The organism is Desulfomarina sp. (assembly GCF_054039375.1).
Genome location: NZ_JBPLBA010000030.1, coordinates 1 through 17,302, shown reverse-complemented (window position 1 = coordinate 17,302; position 17,302 = coordinate 1). Strand labels below are relative to the sequence as shown.

14 protein-coding genes are annotated in these 17,302 nt (G+C 49.0%); 2 read left to right on the top strand and 12 right to left on the bottom strand.

The window, feature by feature from the left end; all coding sequences use genetic code 11:
• Positions 1-135: 135 nt before the first annotated feature.
• From hypD to ACXLDX_RS01800, 8 genes are all read right to left on the bottom strand, one after another.
• Positions 136-1,221, bottom strand: coding sequence for a hydrogenase formation protein HypD (hypD, locus tag ACXLDX_RS01835; RefSeq protein WP_457575483.1), 1,086 nt, complete (start codon positions 1,219-1,221; stop codon positions 136-138).
• 12 nt (positions 1,222-1,233) lie between these two features.
• A complete protein-coding gene (locus tag ACXLDX_RS01830) occupies positions 1,234-1,497 on the bottom strand; it encodes a HypC/HybG/HupF family hydrogenase formation chaperone (RefSeq protein ID WP_457575482.1) in 264 nt (87 codons plus the stop codon).
• Positions 1,460-3,838 (bottom strand): carbamoyltransferase HypF, encoded by a 2,379-nt coding sequence (hypF, locus tag ACXLDX_RS01825; protein WP_457575481.1) that lies wholly within the window; start codon positions 3,836-3,838, stop codon positions 1,460-1,462. The genes ACXLDX_RS01830 and hypF overlap by 38 nt, the downstream gene beginning before the upstream one ends.
• Positions 3,813-4,457, bottom strand: coding sequence for a Ni/Fe-hydrogenase, b-type cytochrome subunit (gene cybH, locus ACXLDX_RS01820; protein ID WP_457575480.1), 645 nt, complete (start codon positions 4,455-4,457; stop codon positions 3,813-3,815). The genes hypF and cybH overlap by 26 nt, the downstream gene beginning before the upstream one ends.
• A gap of 59 nt (positions 4,458-4,516) precedes the next feature.
• On the bottom strand, positions 4,517-6,217 hold the full coding sequence (locus tag ACXLDX_RS01815) for a nickel-dependent hydrogenase large subunit (RefSeq protein WP_457575479.1): 1,701 nt from the start codon (positions 6,215-6,217) through the stop codon (positions 4,517-4,519).
• Positions 6,218-6,333: 116 nt separating this feature from the next.
• A complete protein-coding gene (locus tag ACXLDX_RS01810) occupies positions 6,334-7,410 on the bottom strand; it encodes a hydrogenase small subunit (RefSeq protein WP_457575478.1) in 1,077 nt (358 codons plus the stop codon).
• Between the two features lie 470 nt (positions 7,411-7,880).
• Positions 7,881-9,248, bottom strand: coding sequence for a tRNA nucleotidyltransferase/poly(A) polymerase-related protein (locus ACXLDX_RS01805; protein WP_457575477.1), 1,368 nt, complete (start codon positions 9,246-9,248; stop codon positions 7,881-7,883).
• A gap of 147 nt (positions 9,249-9,395) precedes the next feature.
• Positions 9,396-10,382 carry an NAD(P)H-dependent flavin oxidoreductase gene (locus ACXLDX_RS01800; protein ID WP_457575476.1) on the bottom strand — a complete coding sequence of 329 codons (987 nt, stop codon included), beginning with the start codon at positions 10,380-10,382 and terminating at the stop codon, positions 9,396-9,398.
• A 708-nt stretch (positions 10,383-11,090) separates the two neighbouring features.
• Here ACXLDX_RS01800 and hisS point away from each other — a divergent pair.
• On the top strand, positions 11,091-12,347 hold the full coding sequence (gene hisS, locus ACXLDX_RS01795) for a histidine--tRNA ligase (protein WP_457575475.1): 1,257 nt from the start codon (positions 11,091-11,093) through the stop codon (positions 12,345-12,347).
• Between the two features lie 63 nt (positions 12,348-12,410).
• On the top strand, positions 12,411-14,195 hold the full coding sequence (aspS, locus tag ACXLDX_RS01790) for an aspartate--tRNA ligase (RefSeq protein WP_457575474.1): 1,785 nt from the start codon (positions 12,411-12,413) through the stop codon (positions 14,193-14,195).
• Positions 14,196-14,489: 294 nt separating this feature from the next.
• Here the strand turns inward: aspS and ACXLDX_RS01785 are convergent, their stop codons facing one another.
• The 4 genes from ACXLDX_RS01785 to ACXLDX_RS01770 all read right to left on the bottom strand — a co-directional run.
• Positions 14,490-15,605, bottom strand: coding sequence for an AI-2E family transporter (locus tag ACXLDX_RS01785; protein ID WP_457575473.1), 1,116 nt, complete (start codon positions 15,603-15,605; stop codon positions 14,490-14,492).
• A gap of 41 nt (positions 15,606-15,646) precedes the next feature.
• Positions 15,647-16,075, bottom strand: a complete 429-nt coding sequence (locus tag ACXLDX_RS01780) for an iron-sulfur cluster assembly scaffold protein (protein WP_457575472.1) — start codon at positions 16,073-16,075, stop codon at positions 15,647-15,649.
• Between the two features lie 44 nt (positions 16,076-16,119).
• Positions 16,120-16,527, bottom strand: a complete 408-nt coding sequence (locus tag ACXLDX_RS01775) for a bacteriohemerythrin (protein WP_457575471.1) — start codon at positions 16,525-16,527, stop codon at positions 16,120-16,122.
• A gap of 623 nt (positions 16,528-17,150) precedes the next feature.
• Positions 17,151-17,302 (bottom strand): citrate/2-methylcitrate synthase (locus ACXLDX_RS01770; protein ID WP_329955624.1); only part of this gene is annotated, 152 nt, incomplete at its 5' end.

The following is a 17,302-nucleotide window of genomic DNA, read 5'->3' as shown; positions in this document are numbered from 1 at the left end:
GCAAAGAAAATGAAAAAATTTACATTCACTCAAAAAGTGAATGGCCAAATTCGTTAAATATATCATAACACATTGAGATCAAACCATAATTATATTTTTTCATTTTCTGAAGTGCAGGATTTAGGTTTTTAAATACTATTCTCTGCCATATTTATAATAGGCCGCACATGTTCCCTCGCTGGAGACCATGCAGGGGCCAACCGGGTTCGCTGGAGTACAGCGGCTGTCAAAGAGAGGGCACTCCCTTGGGCTGCATATTCCTTTTAATATTTCTCCGCATTTACATCCCTTTGGTTCCTCTGCCTCCTGGAGCTGAATATCAAAACGCGATTCTGCGTCAAATTCACGATACCTGTCCCTGATTTTCAGGCCGCTGCCCGGAAGTACCCCAAGGCCGCGCCATTCCATGTCGGCAGGTTCAAAGATCTCTTCTACCATCTGTCTTGCCCTGGGATTTCCTTCAGGCGATACTGCCCTGGGGTATACATTTTCCACTCTGGGGGTGCCTTCTCCGACCTGGCGGGCCAAAAGAATAAGACTCTTGAGCAGGTCTGCCGTTTCAAAACCGCCCACCACACAGGCAAGGCCATATTCCTGGGCCAGGGGTTCCCACACTGAGGAGCCGATTATTGAGGAAACGTGACCGGGACAGATGAGGCCGTCGATTTTCAGGTTCGGGTCATCAAGCAGTGCCCTCATGGGTGGCAGCATTGTTTTCTGGGTGGAAAAGACCGTAAAATTGGTAATCCGCTGGTTCTTTGCGGCAAGAATAGTGGCGGCGATAGTGGGGGTGGTTGTTTCAAAACCGACTCCGAGAAAAATCACGTGTTCATCGGGGTTCTTTACGGCGATTTCAAGGCCGTCCATGGGAGAATAGACAATATCCACTTTTGCTCCCCTGGAACTGGCTTCAGCCAGGGAACCGTTGCTTCCAGGGACCCGGAAAAGATCCCCGAAGATTGCCAGTCTCACTCCAGGTCTGTCTGCCATGGAAATGAATGCATCCATATGGGCGGAGGAGGTGACACAGACGGGACAGCCGGGACCTGATATCAACTCCATGCCTTCCGGCAGGATGGAACGGATACCGTTACGGAAGATCGCCATGGTATGGGAACCGCAGACTTCCATGATCCGCAGGGGTTTTGTGACGGATATTTTAAGGGCTTCCACGAGCGGGCGGGCCAGGGCGGAGTCACGGTATTCATCTAGATATTTCATGTGAAGCCCCGGTCAGGTGAGAAGTTCCTGTGGCATGGAATCGGCCAGCTCTTTCAACAGGGCTATATTTTTTTCAGCCTCTTCCGCCACCAGGGTATGGATGGCGAATCCTGCATGGATAATGACATAGTCACCGACATTGGGCCAGTGATCAACAATGTCCAGGCGGATCTCTTTGCTTATGCCGTCGGCATCGACCGTTGCCACCTGGCTGGTTGTGAAATCATCGGGATCACCTTCAACCCTGGTGACCTTCATGGGTATGGCAAGACACATGCTGCAGACCTCCGGTTATAATCTGACCGAAAGAAATGGCCCCGTCATTTACGGGGAGTTTCTCTCCGGTATATGTTTCAAGTCCCAACGAGTGCAAGGCAGAATATAAGCCCTCATAAAGCAGACTGTTCTGCATGCATCCTCCCGCAAGTACGACCTGTCTGATGCCGGTCCGGGAAGAGAGGATCCGGGTCAGCCCGGCAAGGGCTTCCACAAGCTCAAGGTGGAATTGCAGGGCCAACTCCGCTCTGCTTTTTCCCTCCGCCAGACCTGCCATTACCATTTTAACAAATTCCTTCGAACTTATCTCCCATTTTCCCTCTTTTTCATGGATAAATGATGAAATAAAATTGTGCGTGTTAGGCGTAAAAAGGCTTTTAATGGGTGATGTCAATAGTTTCTTGGCTAAAGTTTCGAGCTCCATTGCAGCTTGTCCCTCGTAGGAAATATGCTGGGTGACGCCAAGGATTGAGGCTATGGCATCAAAGAGTCGGCCGCAACTGGATGTGAGCGGGGAATTGATGTTTTTGCACATCATTGTGCGTAATGTGTCTATGTCGGTTCTGCTGATATGTTTCAGAGTCAATGGAAGATTTTCCTCAGCCAGTCCCTTTTCACCGTAACTATTAAAAAGTGCGGAGAGCCCCATCCTCCAGGGTTCGGTTGCTGCCTTGTCTCCCCCGGGAAGGTGGAGTCTGCCGAGATGCCCCAGGCGTTTGTATGAGGTCAGGTCAGCCTGGAGTATTTCGCCACCCCAGATAGTGCCATCAGGACCATATCCTGTACCATCCATGACAATGGCCAGTACCGGACCGGAAAGGCCGTGTTCTCCCATGACAGCAACGGCATGGGCATGATGATGCTGAATGCGGTACAGGGGAAGGTTGAGTTTTTCGGCGTACAGACTGCTCATGTAGTCAGGATGCAGGTCGCAGGCGATCGCTTCAGGCTCCAGCTGGAAGAGACGTTTGAAGTGGTCAATAGATTCCAGAAAAAATTCAAGGGATTCAAGATTATTCAGGTCGCCAATATGTTGGCTCAGGTAGCAGGACCTGTCCCGTCCAAGACAGAAGGTGCTTTTCAGTCCTCCTCCACAGCCGAGTATTTTCGGCAGATGCCAGGGGATATGAAGTGGTTCCGGAACATAACCGCGGGCTCTTCTAAAAATCATTTGTTTTCCCGCGATGATTTTAGTTACGGAATCATCGACTCTGGTAATAATATCCCGATTATGAAGAAGGAAAAAATCAGCGATGGATGACAGGCGGTCGAGGGCTTCTCTGTTTGCGGTACAGATCGGGGTGCCGCTCATGTTTCCTGATGTCATGACAAGGAGCGGTGGGCAGGATTCCGCGCCAAAAAGAAGATGATGGAGCGGCGTATACGGCAGCATGACTCCAATTTCGCCAATGCCTGGGGCCAGGTTTTCTGCCAGCAGTCCATTTTTCTTTTTTTTAAGGAGGACTACAGGATGGGTTGGAGAGAGAAGCAGTTTTTTTTCGTCTTCACTGCAGTAACAGAAATCGGTAAGAATCCGGGTGTCGGCCACCATGACCGCCAACGGCTTGTCCGGTCTTTTCTTGCGTTGCCGCAAAATATTGACTGCTTTGACTGAATACCCGTTAGCTACAAGATGAAAACCACCTAGTCCCCGCAGGGCAACAATACGGTCGGCCGCAAGGGCCCCGGCCGCTGTACGGAAAATATCGTCCGTTGCTATATGGTTTCCTTCTCTGTCATGCCATGAGATGGCGGGGCCACAGGAATGGCAGGCGTTGGGTTGAGCGTGAAACCGTCTGTCGGTTGGGTCGTGGTACTCATTTTTACAGAGCGTACACATGGGGAAAGATTTCATGGATGTCTTCGGCCGATCGTAGGGGATTGCCTCAATAATACTGAAACGGGGGCCACAGTTGGTGCAGTTGATAAAAGGATAATTGTGACGCCTGTCTCCGGGATTGTGCAGTTCCGCCAGGCAGTCTCGGCAGAGGGCAACATCTGGTGGGATGGAGGTGGACGCCTCGCCGCTCGAGAGACTTGTTTTGATTGTGAATGTATCTGGAGCCGGATCAGGAAAAAATGGTTTCTTCGAAATGTCGGTAATGGAGGACAGTGGCGGGGGAGTATGTGAAAGTGTATATAAAAATTCTTTAATATCGGTATCTTCACCGACTACATTGATGGATACACCACGCTCTGTGTTGCTGACCGTACCCCTGAGAGAGAGACGGGTAGCAAGATTATAGACAAAGGGGCGAAATCCAACGCCCTGGACAGTACCACGGACCAGGATTTCGACCCCTTGCTGTTTATGCTTATGCTTTGTGTTTGAATTTGACACCGGTAAAAATGGAGGAGATAAGTCCCTCCGGACCTTTGATGTCGTTCCAGACACAGAGGTAGATATGGATTACCGGAAAGATCAGGAACCACCACATTATGAGGTGATGGGTGAAGCGGGCCCACTGCTGGGATCCGAAAACCGTCACCCCCCAACCCTGCCAGAATGAAGCTTCAGGGTAGAGCATGAAAAAACCGCTCAGAATCATGAAGAGTGCCGCAAAAAACGTGATCAGGTAGGATGTTCCCGCCATGATGTTATGACCGAGCCGCTCATCATGTTCATCGCTGACATAGCTGTAGAGCAGAAGCGTTTTGAACAGATTGTTAATGTTCCGTCTGGAGATGGGCAGGATGTCCCAAATCCTTTCCTGGGCGTTTCCGAAAAAATAAAGAAACAGTCGAATTGCCACTGCGGACGAAAATGTATACGCAGCGATGTAATGAATATACCGCATATAGGCCATGGGCCAGGCGGCACTCCCCTCAACCATGGTGTTTGTCCATGGTCCTGCGATGTAAAACCCTGTCACTACCAGGAAAACGATGGACAGTGCGAACATCCAGTGGAAGAGCCGAAGCAGTATACTCCAGCAGTAATGTTTTTCATAGGTTGCCATTCTGTTTACCTCCGTAGGCTTTGAGCCGGAAAGAAAAGGTTTCGTGCCTGAGCCATGGGCTACAGAGCTTTTACTTTCATTACTTCCCTGCCTTCCGGGTCCAGCATGTGGACAGCACAGGCAATGCATGGATCAAAAGAATGGATGGTACGGAGAACCTCCAGTGGTCTTTCCGGATCGGCAATCGGATTACCCATGAGAGATGCTTCGTACGGTCCGAGCTGACCTTCGGCATCACGCGGACCCGCATTCCATGTTGACGGGACAACACACTGGTAATTTTTGATCTTACCATCCTGAATAACGATCCAGTGGGAGAGAATTCCACGGGGTGCCTCGTGGACACCGACACCTCGCTGTTCCCCTTTGGGGAAGGTGGGTGGGTTGAAGATCTCATAGTCTCCTGAGGAGATGTTATTGACCAGAAGCTCCCAGTGTTTGAGGGCAAGATCCGCCATCATGCCGGCTCGGACAGCCCGGGCGGCGTGGCGACCGATGGTGGAATGGAGGATTTCGGGACCAACCTTGACTCCGGCAACGGCACTGATACGTCCCAGTACGGCGTTGACGCTTTTCACAGTCCGTTCATGGCCCTGGGCGTATCCGACAACCATCTGGGCAAGGGGACCGACCTGCATGGGTTTTCCCTGGAAGCGGGGAGCTTTAAGCCAGCTGTAACGGCCCTCATCTTCGAAATCAGTGAATTTCGGATCGGTGGTGGATTCCCACGGATGCTTGGACCAGTCACCGTCGTACCAGGCCCGGGCGATGGATTCTTCCACGTTTTCCTTAAAGTATGGGTCTGCCAGACCGACCATTGGCTTGACAGAACCGAGATCGCCACCAAATACAGTACCGCCCGGCAGATCGGACTTGGTGCCTCTGGCATCAAGGAACATGTCGGGGGCAGCCATGTAATTGGTTACACCGGCACCATACGGGAGCCAGTCTTTGTACAGGGCGCCAACAGCGACAACATCAGTGACATAGACCATTTTCACAAAGTCGCGAACCTCGGTTATCAATTGCTTGATGTAGTAGAGGCGTTCCATGGTGACTGCGGTCTGGTTTTCGGGATTAAGGTTGGTGGTGACACCGCCAACGGAGAGATTCTGGATATGTGGGTTCTTGCCACCGATAATACCAAGCGCCTGGGTTGCTTTTCTCTGGTAATCAAGAGCTTCCAGGTAGTGGGATACTGCCATGAGATTGGCCTCGGGCGGCAGTTTCATGGCGGAATGTCCCCAGTAAGCGTTGGCAAAGGGGCCGAGCTGACCGCTTGCCACAAGAGCCTTGACCTTGTCTTTTACGGCAGCAAACCGTTTCGGGCTGTTACCGTGCCAGTCGGAAAGACTGTCGGCCAGTTTGGCAGTGGCTGCAGGATCCGCATCCAGAGCTGAAACAACATCAACCCAGTCCAGGGCTGAAAGGGCATAGAAATGGACAATGTGATCGTGCAGGCAGTGAATTGCCTGAACCATGTTTCTGACCAGCTGGGCATTCAGGGGAATCTCCAGTCCCAACGCATTCTCGACCGCGCGGACAGATGCCAGTGCATGAACGGTGGTACAGACACCGCAGATCCGCTGGGTGAAGAGCCACGCGTCACGCGGGTCTCTTCCCTTGAGAATATTTTCCAGTCCACGGTACATCTGGCCTGATGACCAGGCCTTTGTGATCTGGCCTCCATCTACTTCTACATCCACTCTTAAGTGACCTTCAATCCGGGTGATCGGATCAATGGTTATTCGCTGAGCCATGTGTAAAACCTCCATAAATTATTGAACTACCATCTGCCGGAAGTGCTTCCGGGCGCTGGTAAAATATGAAATTCAAATGATGATTGAATAACTGTCAGGAAATGGAATAAGATCTGTTATTCTTCTTCACCGTTTTTTCCTTTTACCAACCGTTTGCCAATTCCGACTGCGGCGTGTACGCCTACGGCTGCAGCTGTGACACCCAGTACTGTCTTGCCGATTCTGTCCGCATCTTTGACGATACCGGCAGCAGGAATTTTAACCATTGGCAGTCTTTCGTAGAACGGGGTCATGGAATCCCAGAATCCGGGTTCGGTACAACCGACACAGCCGTGACCAACGCTGACAGGCCATACATCTACATCATTAAAACGAACTGCAGGGCAGTTTGAGAAGGTTTCAGGTCCTTTGCAGCCAACCTTGTAGAGGCAGTAACCGAGTTTATGGAATTCGTCACCAAACTGTTCCACGAAACGTCCTTCATCGAAATGTGCTCTTCTTTCGCAATGGTCATGAATCCTGCGGCCATATGCAAACAGTGGACGGTTGAGGCTGTCCAGGGCCGGGAGTCTCTTGAAGGTTAGATAGTGAAGCACTGTACCTAGAAAGGATATCGGATTCGGCGGACACCCTGGAATATTGACTATAGGTTTACCGCTGACAAGATCCTGGACACCAACGGCGCCGGTCGGATTCGGTGCAGCTGCCTGAAGGCCTCCGAAAGCAGCACAGGTCCCTATGGCAATAATTGCTGAAGCCTTGGGTGCGACTTCCGCGAGAATATCCATGGCGGTTTTTCCAGCGATTTTACAATAAATTCCACCATCCTTTGTGGGGATTGCACCTTCAACTACAAGAATAAAAGGGTGTTTTTCAACCGTTTCAAGCAGGTTATGTTCAGCCTGGTGGCCTGCGGCGGCCATAACGGTTTCGTGGTAATCCAGGGAAATAATATCGAGAATGAGACGAGCAAGATCCGGATGAGAAGCGCGGAGCAAACTCTCTGTACATCCTGTGCACTCCTGAAAATGCAGCCAGATAACCCTTGGTCGTTCTGCAGTGGCTGCAGCTTCGACAAGTTTTGGAATCATAGCCTCAGATAGCCCTAAAGCTGCTGCAGCCATTGTGCATCCCTTGAGGAAGCCGCGTCTGTCGAGTTGCGGATCCAGAGTTTTGTTTACCGTGTCTGCCATATCAACCTCCTATTGCTGTGACAACAATTTTGCGCGAAGCGCGATTGCAACGACATCAGAAATGCCGAAAAATAAAAAACGGATAAAATATAAAGTGCATTTATTGTTAAATAAAAACACCGTGTTGTATATGAGTAACAGGGCCTCGGCCATTGAAGAACAACAAGAGGACACAGGCAACATGCAAGGGAGAAATTTCAATTGTGGGGAATGTGTGTTCATTGTGCAAACAGTGCGCAGAGGCTTGTCTGTATTGGACGTAGGATAGTATAAACGCAGATTGCTGGGAAGAATTACGTAAAATTACCACTTCGGGCGGGGGAATTCAAGGAGATTTTCGGGTAGAAGGTGCGTTTGGGCAAGGAATTTGGTGAAAATGTGCCAAACCGACACGAAAGGAAGGGATAATCTTGCCGAGAGACGCACAACACGAACAATACGAACAACGCAAATAGCAGAAAGGGTTGGGTTTATTTTTTAAAGCCGAAAACACCACCACGGGTATGGGGGGAAAATGCAGGTTTGATCCTTGGTGTGCGGGTTTGTTTTGGTTTTACAGATTTTTTTCTTCGGTAGTTTATTTCGTGAAACTGCAGCTGGTGCAGTTGTACAGGCTGGTTTTCTGTAATTTCCAGGTAAAAGTGATACAAGAGTGAGCATCTTTTGAAATAACTCTTTTTTTGCAGCCAGTTAGGCCAGCAATCATCCTTCCTGTGATGAATAAGAGATGAGAGGTTGGTCAGCAGGTTCACTATTTCCTGGCGAAGAGACCGTCGAAGATTCAGGTCAATGCCGATTGTCTGGTCAAGGTCGGCTCTTAATTTCTTGGAAACCTGAAAGAGTTGTGAGCCTTTTCTGAATGTTGAGAACAGTTGGAACTGCGCTTCGGCCCAGGGAATCAGGATCAGGGAAAAGAAAAAGAAATCGGGCTGGCGGTGAATGGAATTTTTCGTGGCAAGATTGTTGGTCCTGTCGATGGTTTTGAAGATCCGGGAGAGTTGTTTTTTCACCTGGTTCGCATTGTCCCTGGCATGAAAAAGAGGACGGTAAAAGGGGAAAAGAGTCAGAAAAATTCCGGAATCAACGGCAAGCTCATACCATGGCCAGGCTGCTCCGCTGTAAATATCTTTGAGAATTTCATCACGCAACCGTGATGGCGGGCAAAGGCCGAGTTTGTCACTGGAGTTACAGATTGCCTTCCAGGTTTCCTTTTCAATAGTGAAACCGTTTCTGGCACTGTGGCGGATTGCCCGCATGGTTCTGACGGGGTCGCGGATGATACGTTTTTCAGGGATGCCGACCATGCGGACAATGGAGTTCTGCAGGTCTTTCACCCCGTCAACGTAATCAATAATGGTATTGTGTTCTATTTCATAAAAGAGTGAGTTAATTGTAAGGTCACGTCTCTGGGCATCTTCACCCAGGGTGCCGAAGGTGTTGTTGGGGGCGAGAACCTGTTCCGGGCCATCCAGATCATGTTCGCTGAGTGATCTCAGGGTGGAAACTTCGATAATTTTGCCGCCCCTGAAAAAAACCTGGACAAGACGAAAACGTCGGCCAATGGTATTGCTGTTTGGGAACAGTTTTCGCAACTGACCGGGGCGTGCGTCTGTGCTGATATCAAAATCCTTGGGTTTTTTACCCAGATACAGGTCCCGCACGCCACCACCCACGAGGTACCCTGCAAAGCCGGCACGGTTCAGTTTTTTCAGAATAAACAGAGCATCACGATCAATCATATCGGGGGAGATCGGATGTTTGTCACCGGGAATGACTGTTGCTTCTCCAGTATCGGAAAACTGACGAGTGGATGGATGTTTTTTTCCGGGAGTGCCCATTGAAAAAACGTAACTGTTTACAGGGTTAATAACTCAATACTTATTTCTGATTACATATTAAACTCAGCCTGACATCTGTGAATCCGGTAATGTGCGAACCCTTTTTATTTTTCTGAAATGCAGGATTGAGCTCAAAACGGGCAATGGTTAAAAAGCAGGGCTGAACCCGCATCCTTCCCTGTACACTTCCTCCGCCTGTTTTTTGAATTGCCGAAAAATTTCCGCAACCGAAAGAATTGAGTTCATCTTATATGTATTTTCTCCGGAGAAGATAAGTCCGTCTTTCACATTCCCGTTGCGGGCGAGCATAAGGCGTTCATTGATACAGTAATGATGGTCGCATTTTTTCAGGCACAGGTGGGGGCATTTCTTTGTGCTGACATCGGCGCCCTCGTTCATTGCCTTGACAAAAGGGTTGTTCAGGGCACGGCCGGGAAGACCGACTGGGCTTGAAGTGAGAACAATATCTTCCTTTCCGGCATTCAGGTAAGCCTGTTTGTACTCATCAGCTATATCACATTCTTCACTGAGGATAAATCTGGAGGCAATCTGTACTCCGTCCGCACCATACTTGTCCATCATTTCAGCCATTTCATACCCGTTGGTGATTCCACCAGCTGCTATGAGCGGGATCTTTTTGATCACATCCCGGATGGGAGGGAAAATTTCCCTCAGTGGCTTATCTGTCCCAAGGTGGCCCCCGGCCTCTTTGGCTTCAACTATGACGGCCGATGCCCCGAGTTTTTCTGCGAGTTTTGCAAGAGGAGCAGATGAAACGATCATGACGATCGGTGTATTGTGTTCTCGGCCGATTTTAAAAATATCACGGGAAAAGCCGGCACCGGTGATGATCATGTCGATGCCGGCGTCGATGGAGCTGATGACAAGATTGTAGAAATCCTTCATGGCATACATGATGTTTACGGCGACAACACCATCTGTGGCTTTTTTGGCTTTAGTGATATCCTCATGCAGTTCTTCAGGTGGCAGGCCGGAGCCACCGATTACGCCTATTCCGCCACAGTCGGCAACAGGGGCGGCAAGAGCTGAAGTGGAAACCCGAATGGACATGCCCCCCTGGATGAGTGGAAATGAAGCGGTGAACTTGCCGATTTTGAGTGAAGGTAATTTCATGAAAGAGAAGACTCCTTTGCTTGCTTTGACTAGCTTGAAAATGAAAAATTTATTTGAACAGTATGGTATAAACTGGAGGAAATTGAATGGTCATGGGTTCAAGTATTTCTATTTTAGTGATGAAAACTCATTCGTTCAAGGGGTTGTCCGGTTGCCGGAGTGATTTTTCAGCTTGTCTGGTTTTGATCGGAATTCACAGTTATGTACAGAAGCCGGCCCGCAATATAAAGAGAGGAGGTACTTTTTGATTTTTCTTTATATCCGGGACAACGGCAAATGGTCTGATGATCGGATATTATATGCTGTTTAAAAAAAACCGGTGTGAAAATCCGATAATGCCTTTCTTGTCTGGTTTTGTCAAGAGAAGTATGGGGTCCGGTGTGGCCGTTCTCTCATGCTTGACAAAAAAATTGAATTGAAGTTTACTAAAATATTTTGATTTAAGGAAACTGGATGGTTTTCCGGTGGAGGTTGAGCTGGTTGGAATAGTGTGGACTTGAATCCTGCGTTTTAGAAAATTCTAAAAAATATTTATTTTTATTTCAATATGTTGCGTAAAATTGATTGAAGACTGCTCTCAAATCGCCCATTCATTTTCCCTGGACTGCGGGATTGCAGTTTCACCGAACTCAATGCCCTGCAGGCAGGAGAAGACTCTGAAAATACCGGTTACAGGATTCAGAATATATATTTCTGTGGAGAAATTTTGTGAAGATAAAGGCTCTGAAAGGCTTTAAGGATATTCTGCCGGGCGAGGTTGAAGTCTGGCAGCAGGTGGAAACAGCAGCCAGGAATATTTTTTCCCGTTTTGATTTTTCGGAGATAAGGCTTCCTGTACTTGAAAAGACGGAACTTTTTGCACGATCCATCGGTGAAGATACGGATATCGTGGAAAAAGAGATGTACACATTTGTAGATAAGCAGATAACCATGCGGCCGGAAGCAACGGCGTCACTGCTTCGAGCTTATATTGAGCATGGGTTGAAGGTTAAAAAACCCGTCCAGCGACTGTTCACCATAGGTCCCATGTTTCGCCACGAGCGACCTCAGAAAGGCAGACTCAGGCAGTTTCACCAGATGGATGTCGAGATCCTCGGTTCGGAGAGTCCTCTGGTGGATGCTGAATTGATGGCCATGGGGGCCATGCTGTTTGAAGAGCTTGGCCTGTCAGTCAGCCTGGAAATGAATTCTCTTGGCTGTCCGTTGTGTCGCCCTGTATATCGCCGGGCATTGCTCGATTTTATTGCAAGCCGTCAGGATGGCCTGTGTGAGGACTGCAGGAGGCGGAGTTCCACAAACCCCTTAAGGGTCCTTGACTGCAAGAAAACGGCGTGTCGTGAACTGGTGGACCGGGCTCCTTCCATACTCGAGGCCCTCTGTCCCGATTGCACCACACATTTTTCGACAGTGCAAAACGGTTTACAACGGCTGGGGGTGCAATACAGGTTAAATAAATTCATGGTTCGTGGCCTTGACTATTACTGCAGGACCACATTTGAGTTTATTACAGAAGATCTCGGAGCCCAGGCGGCAGTTGCGGCAGGCGGGAGGTATGATGGTCTCATCGAGAAACTTGGAGGTCCCCGAAATACACCGGGAATCGGTTTTGCCATGGGGCTGGAACGGATTGTTCTCCTTCTTCTGCAGGAGAACAATGCTGAGGATAATATGAATGGACCTGATCTTTTTGTGATTGGCCTTGGGGAAAAGGGGCTGGAGCTCGGTTATGGTCTTGTTCATAACCTGCGCAGCAGAAAGATTAACGTTGCCATGGATCATGAAGGAAAGAGTCTGAAAAGCCAGATGAAGCAGGCTAATAGGGTTGGAGCACTGTATGTCCTGATTATTGGAGATGATGAGGTTGATCGCGCAAGAGGAAATCTCAAGGAAATGGCATCAGGTCGGCAGCAGGAGGTCAGGCTTGAGGCTGCTTCGCTGGTGGAGGCAATGAACCTGGCTGGATAACGGTTCAGGATTGTATGTCAACGCCATGAAAATAAACAAAAAATTAAACAAATTACTGAAACTATGGAATCGATGGGAGAGTTGAGTCGGACGCATTACTGTAATGATCTGGGAAGTGACAACGTTGGAGAACAGGTTACGTTGATGGGCTGGGTTCTGAGAAGACGGGATCATGGAGGGGTCATTTTTGTGGACCTTCGGGACAGATATGGCCTCACCCAGGTTGTTTTTAATCCGGAAGTGAATGCCGAGGTGCACGCAAAAGCCCATCGAATACGCAGCGAATGGGTTCTGGCGGTGAAAGGAATGGTGGAGGCCCGGCCCGATGATATGGCCAATCCCAAGTTGAAAACCGGAGCCATTGAAGTGCTGGTGGATGAACTTCGTATTCTCAACTGCAGTGAAACCCCGCCGTTTCCTCTCGATGAGGAGAGCGATGTTTCAGATAATCTTCGTCTGCAGTACCGGTATCTTGACCTGCGCAGGCCGGAGATGGCAGAGAATCTCATCGTCCGGCACAGAGCTGTCCAGGCCGTCCGGGAATATCTCAATGATAATGATTTCCTCGATATTGAGACACCCATGCTGACCAGATCCACACCGGAAGGCGCACGGGACTACCTGGTCCCGAGTCGGGTCAACACCGGGAAATTCTACGCCCTTCCCCAGTCTCCCCAGCTTTTCAAGCAACTCCTGATGATCGCCGGAATGGACAGGTATTATCAGATTGTGAAATGTTTTCGTGATGAAGATCTGCGGGCGGACAGACAGCCGGAATTCACCCAGATCGATATGGAACTCTCCTTTGTCAATGAAGAAGATGTGATTTCCATCACGGAAGGAATGATACAGAAACTGTTTGAAAAAACTCTGGGACTTGAGCTTGCACCCCCTTTTCAGCGTTTGACTTATGATGAGGCAATGGAACGGTTTGGAACTGATCGCCCGGATATGCGGTTCGGTATGGAACTTGTTGACTTGACGTCAATTGCTTCCAGTTGCGGCTTTAAGGTTTTTCGCTCGATTGCCGACAGTGGAGGAACTGTCCGGGCCATTAACGCCAAAGGATGTTCAGCCTTTTCCCGCAAGGATCTGGATGTGCTGACCGATTATGCAGTCCAGTTTGGCGCAAAGGGTCTTGCCTGGGTGAAGATTAAGGAAGGTGGCGAATGGCAGTCACCGATCGCCAAGTTTTTTACTGAAGAGGAGCGCGCAGCGATAGCTGACGCAGTGGATGCAGTACCGGGGGACCTTCTTTTTTTCGGTGCGGATAAACCCGCCGTGGTTTTTCAGGTGCTTTCAGAGCTTCGGATTGAGCTGGCAAGACGTCTGGATCTGCTGAAAAAGGATGAATTTCATTTCGTCTGGATCACAGATTTTCCACTGGTGGAGTACGATGAAAAGGAAAAACGGTTCCAGGCCCTTCATCATCCATTCACTGCTCCCAGGGTTGCCGATATTGAAAAACTGGAGACGGATCCCGCCGCGGTATACAGTCGGGCGTATGATTTAGTCCTTAATGGAACTGAAATAGGAGGGGGGTCAATCCGTATCCACCAGAAGGAATTACAGGCAAAGGTTCTTGATGTCCTGGGGATAGCGCCCGGGGAGGCCCGGGAAAAATTCGGTTTCCTGCTGCGGGCCCTTGAGCTTGGTGCTCCTCCCCACGGGGGGCTTGCATTTGGTCTGGACAGGTTACTGATGCTGATCACGGGGAGTGATTCAATCCGGGATGTTATAGCCTTTCCGAAGACCCAGAAGGCAACCTGTCCCCTGACAGAGGCACCGGCGCCGGTTGCAAGAAAACAGTTGACGGAGCTGCATATTCGTCCTGACTGGAAAGAATAGGACCTAAATCCTGCACTTCAGAAAATTGAAAATTGAAATTATGACTAAATTTCAATATGTTATGATATGGTTAACAAATCCGGAGTCTTGCAGGCTCGCTTACCAGCTTCGTTTTCAATGGCTTGAGTATGTCCATACGTCGGTGCCTTTGAACCTCGCATCTCCGGCAGGTAAGCGAAGACTCCGAACCTGCCAATTGCAGGATTCAGGTAGGATTTCGGCAGACGGCTTGGGAGACATTTCAGAAGTAATAAAATCACAGAGTTGCTACCCCTGTGACCAATTACGTTTGACCTACTCGCTCTCTCCATCGTCGTTTTTTTGACAGATATCGTTGTCTTTCTTTGTGACGAAATAAACATCCGGAAGATAATCCCTGAAAACATCTCCGTAAATTTCCCAGATGGTGATAAAGAGTGCCGTGACAATCGGGCCTATGATTATCCCCAGCAACCCGAACATGGTAATTCCCCCAAGGGTACCGAAAAGCACGAAAAGATCGTGCATTTCAGTATCTTTTCCAACCAGTCGGGGGCGAAGGATATTATCGAGATTTCCGGCAACTGCGCCACAGAGGATGGCAAGAATCATGACTCCTTTGAAATTGCCGAGAAGAGCGAGAATAAGCAGGGCCGGCAGCCAGATTATTGCCGTACCGAAGGCGGGAACAATGGACATGACTGCCATGATTGATCCCCAGAATACAGGTCCTTCAATTCCGGCCAGTCCAAAGGCCATCCCGCAGATGGTTCCCTGGAGTACTCCGATTATTACGGTTCCTTTGATTGTCGCCCTGGTCACAGAGGTGAAACGCTTCATCAGCCGCTGTTCGTCATGATCGTCAAGGGGAAGAAAATAGAGAATTTTTTCCAGCAGTACATCACCCATTGTCAGGAAATAGAACATGACGTAGAGCATGATAATGGAGCTGAAAACAGCATTCATTGTCAGCCTGGTGAACGAGGAAAGAGAGTCGATCAGAAAGGAAGAAACAGTGCCCACCAGCTGACCTGCTTTCTGTATAATAATATCACGGTAGGGGAGAATCTGGTCGTAATAGGGAATTTTCTCCAGGAAAAGAGTAAGAGTGGTCGGTTCCTTTATAAACGCCTGAACCCATGGCGTAACTGACTGGCCGATGTGAATGGCCTGGCCGACAATGACACCTATGAGAATCGCCAGGGGTGCCAGAACAAGAAAAACAATGGCGGTTACGGTGAGGATGGACGCCAGGTTTTCCCGGCCCCTGAGAAATCGGGTCAGGCGTCTGTGGAGGGGGCTGACAATGGCGGAGAACAGGCCTGCCATGAAAATGGCCATCAGAAACTGATGGATCATGGAGAGGAAGAGGGTCGATATAAGAAGTACCAGAGTGAGAAGGGTTGATTTATGAACGACCTCACGTTTCATGGAGTTGAGCTCCGGGCTGTTGTGTTCCAGAGTAACATTTTTTATTTTTGAGGATAATTCTTTTTCCAGGATTCATTCCGCAATCTGTTGTAGTCCGTCAGGGCCTTATAAAATGCGCCGACGGCCAGTTCTGCACAATGGTAGTGGTCAGGGGGCAGTGTTTCAAGGTAGTCAATGATATTGTCGGGGGTGAGTTGCCAGCAATCCTCCACTGTTCGCCCTTCCATAAGCATGGAAACAGCGTTCCCACAAGCTACTGTATTGGAACATCCGTCAACCTGAAATGTAACCATCTGCACCTGATTCCCCCGAACTGAGAGGTACATTTCAATGGTATCACCGCAATCCCCTGTTCGTTTACCGTATCCGTCGGGATTTTCAAGAATACCGTACCTGTCCGCCCGCGACACCATTCTGGTAAATGTTTCCGAGTGAACCGGTTGAAGTGTTTGATCATTCTGTTCTGCCATTTTTCCGTGACTGTTTACAGGTGGGTAAACTGTTTGCTTTAGAGTCAGACAACTCCTTTTTCCTCAAAAAAAGCTTTGTACTGCATATCTTCCGTTAGTATATGATCAACCAGCCAGGTGCTGAGGTATTCCAGCAGGGCAACTGAAAGGATATTAGGGCCAACATTGGATGCGGAACAGAACTCCATGGTTTTTTTTATAAATTCCTCGTGCCGTTTGACCTGGCGATCCTTTCCGTCATAGCCGTATTCCGACATGAGGTACTCTTCGGCTCGAAAATGTTCCCGAGTGTAATCAGTCATTTCTGTGAGCAGTTTTGCGACTGTTTCAGGTTCGGTTACAACGTTCTGTTCGCGGATCAGCCGGTTGATCATGGCGATGATTTTCTTATGTTGCTCATCCATCCGGGCAATGCCCACGCTGAATTCGTCCTTCCAGATAATTTCTTCCATTTCGGTTCCTTTTTTGAAAATCCAGCTGCTGATAGTCATGTCGCTGCAGTCAGGTTTTCATTATTTTGTCGTCCGGAAAGCATAAACGATGCTGGTCTAAATGAAAATAACCAAAATAACCACCCGGATCATTCTTTTCAACTTAAATCCCAATGTCATAACTCGAGCAATGAGTCCCATTCTGACCTTGTCAGAGGGACGCTGTACCCGTCCGCACCCGTCCTGGTTGCAGACACCCTCGGCCAGGGTCAGAATGGGAATTTTCCCGCCATTTTGTTTTCAAGTCAGTGTCTGTCCAGAAATGAGGATTTTTGTTCGAGATCAAGGCGAACGGGAAATTTTACCGCAGGCATCTAGTTGATATCGGAGTCTACGCTTACCTCCGAGGATAAAATTTTTCTGGCAACGTATATATCGGGCAAAAAGACCAACTATGGACAGGCACAAGTTAACACCATTGACCTGAATCATGCAATTGTCAATTTCTTCAAATCCGGGATCATGAGGGCCGATTGCCTGCCCCATTACCAATTGTTCGAAGCATGCTGATACGTCGCACCATAGAACCTTTTTTCTTCGGCAGGTGAGCGCCGGTCACTTGCCTGTTGCAGAATTCAGTGAATTTATCTTTCGTGCAGAGAGATATATGGTCTTTTTGTTTTCCCTGTATATATTTGTCTCGGCCGTGAGATCCGCTGCTTATGGTCGAGCAGTTCCTTCCAGTTGGCTATCCATCCCGGCATTCTGCCAATGGCGAACATTACGGTATACATGT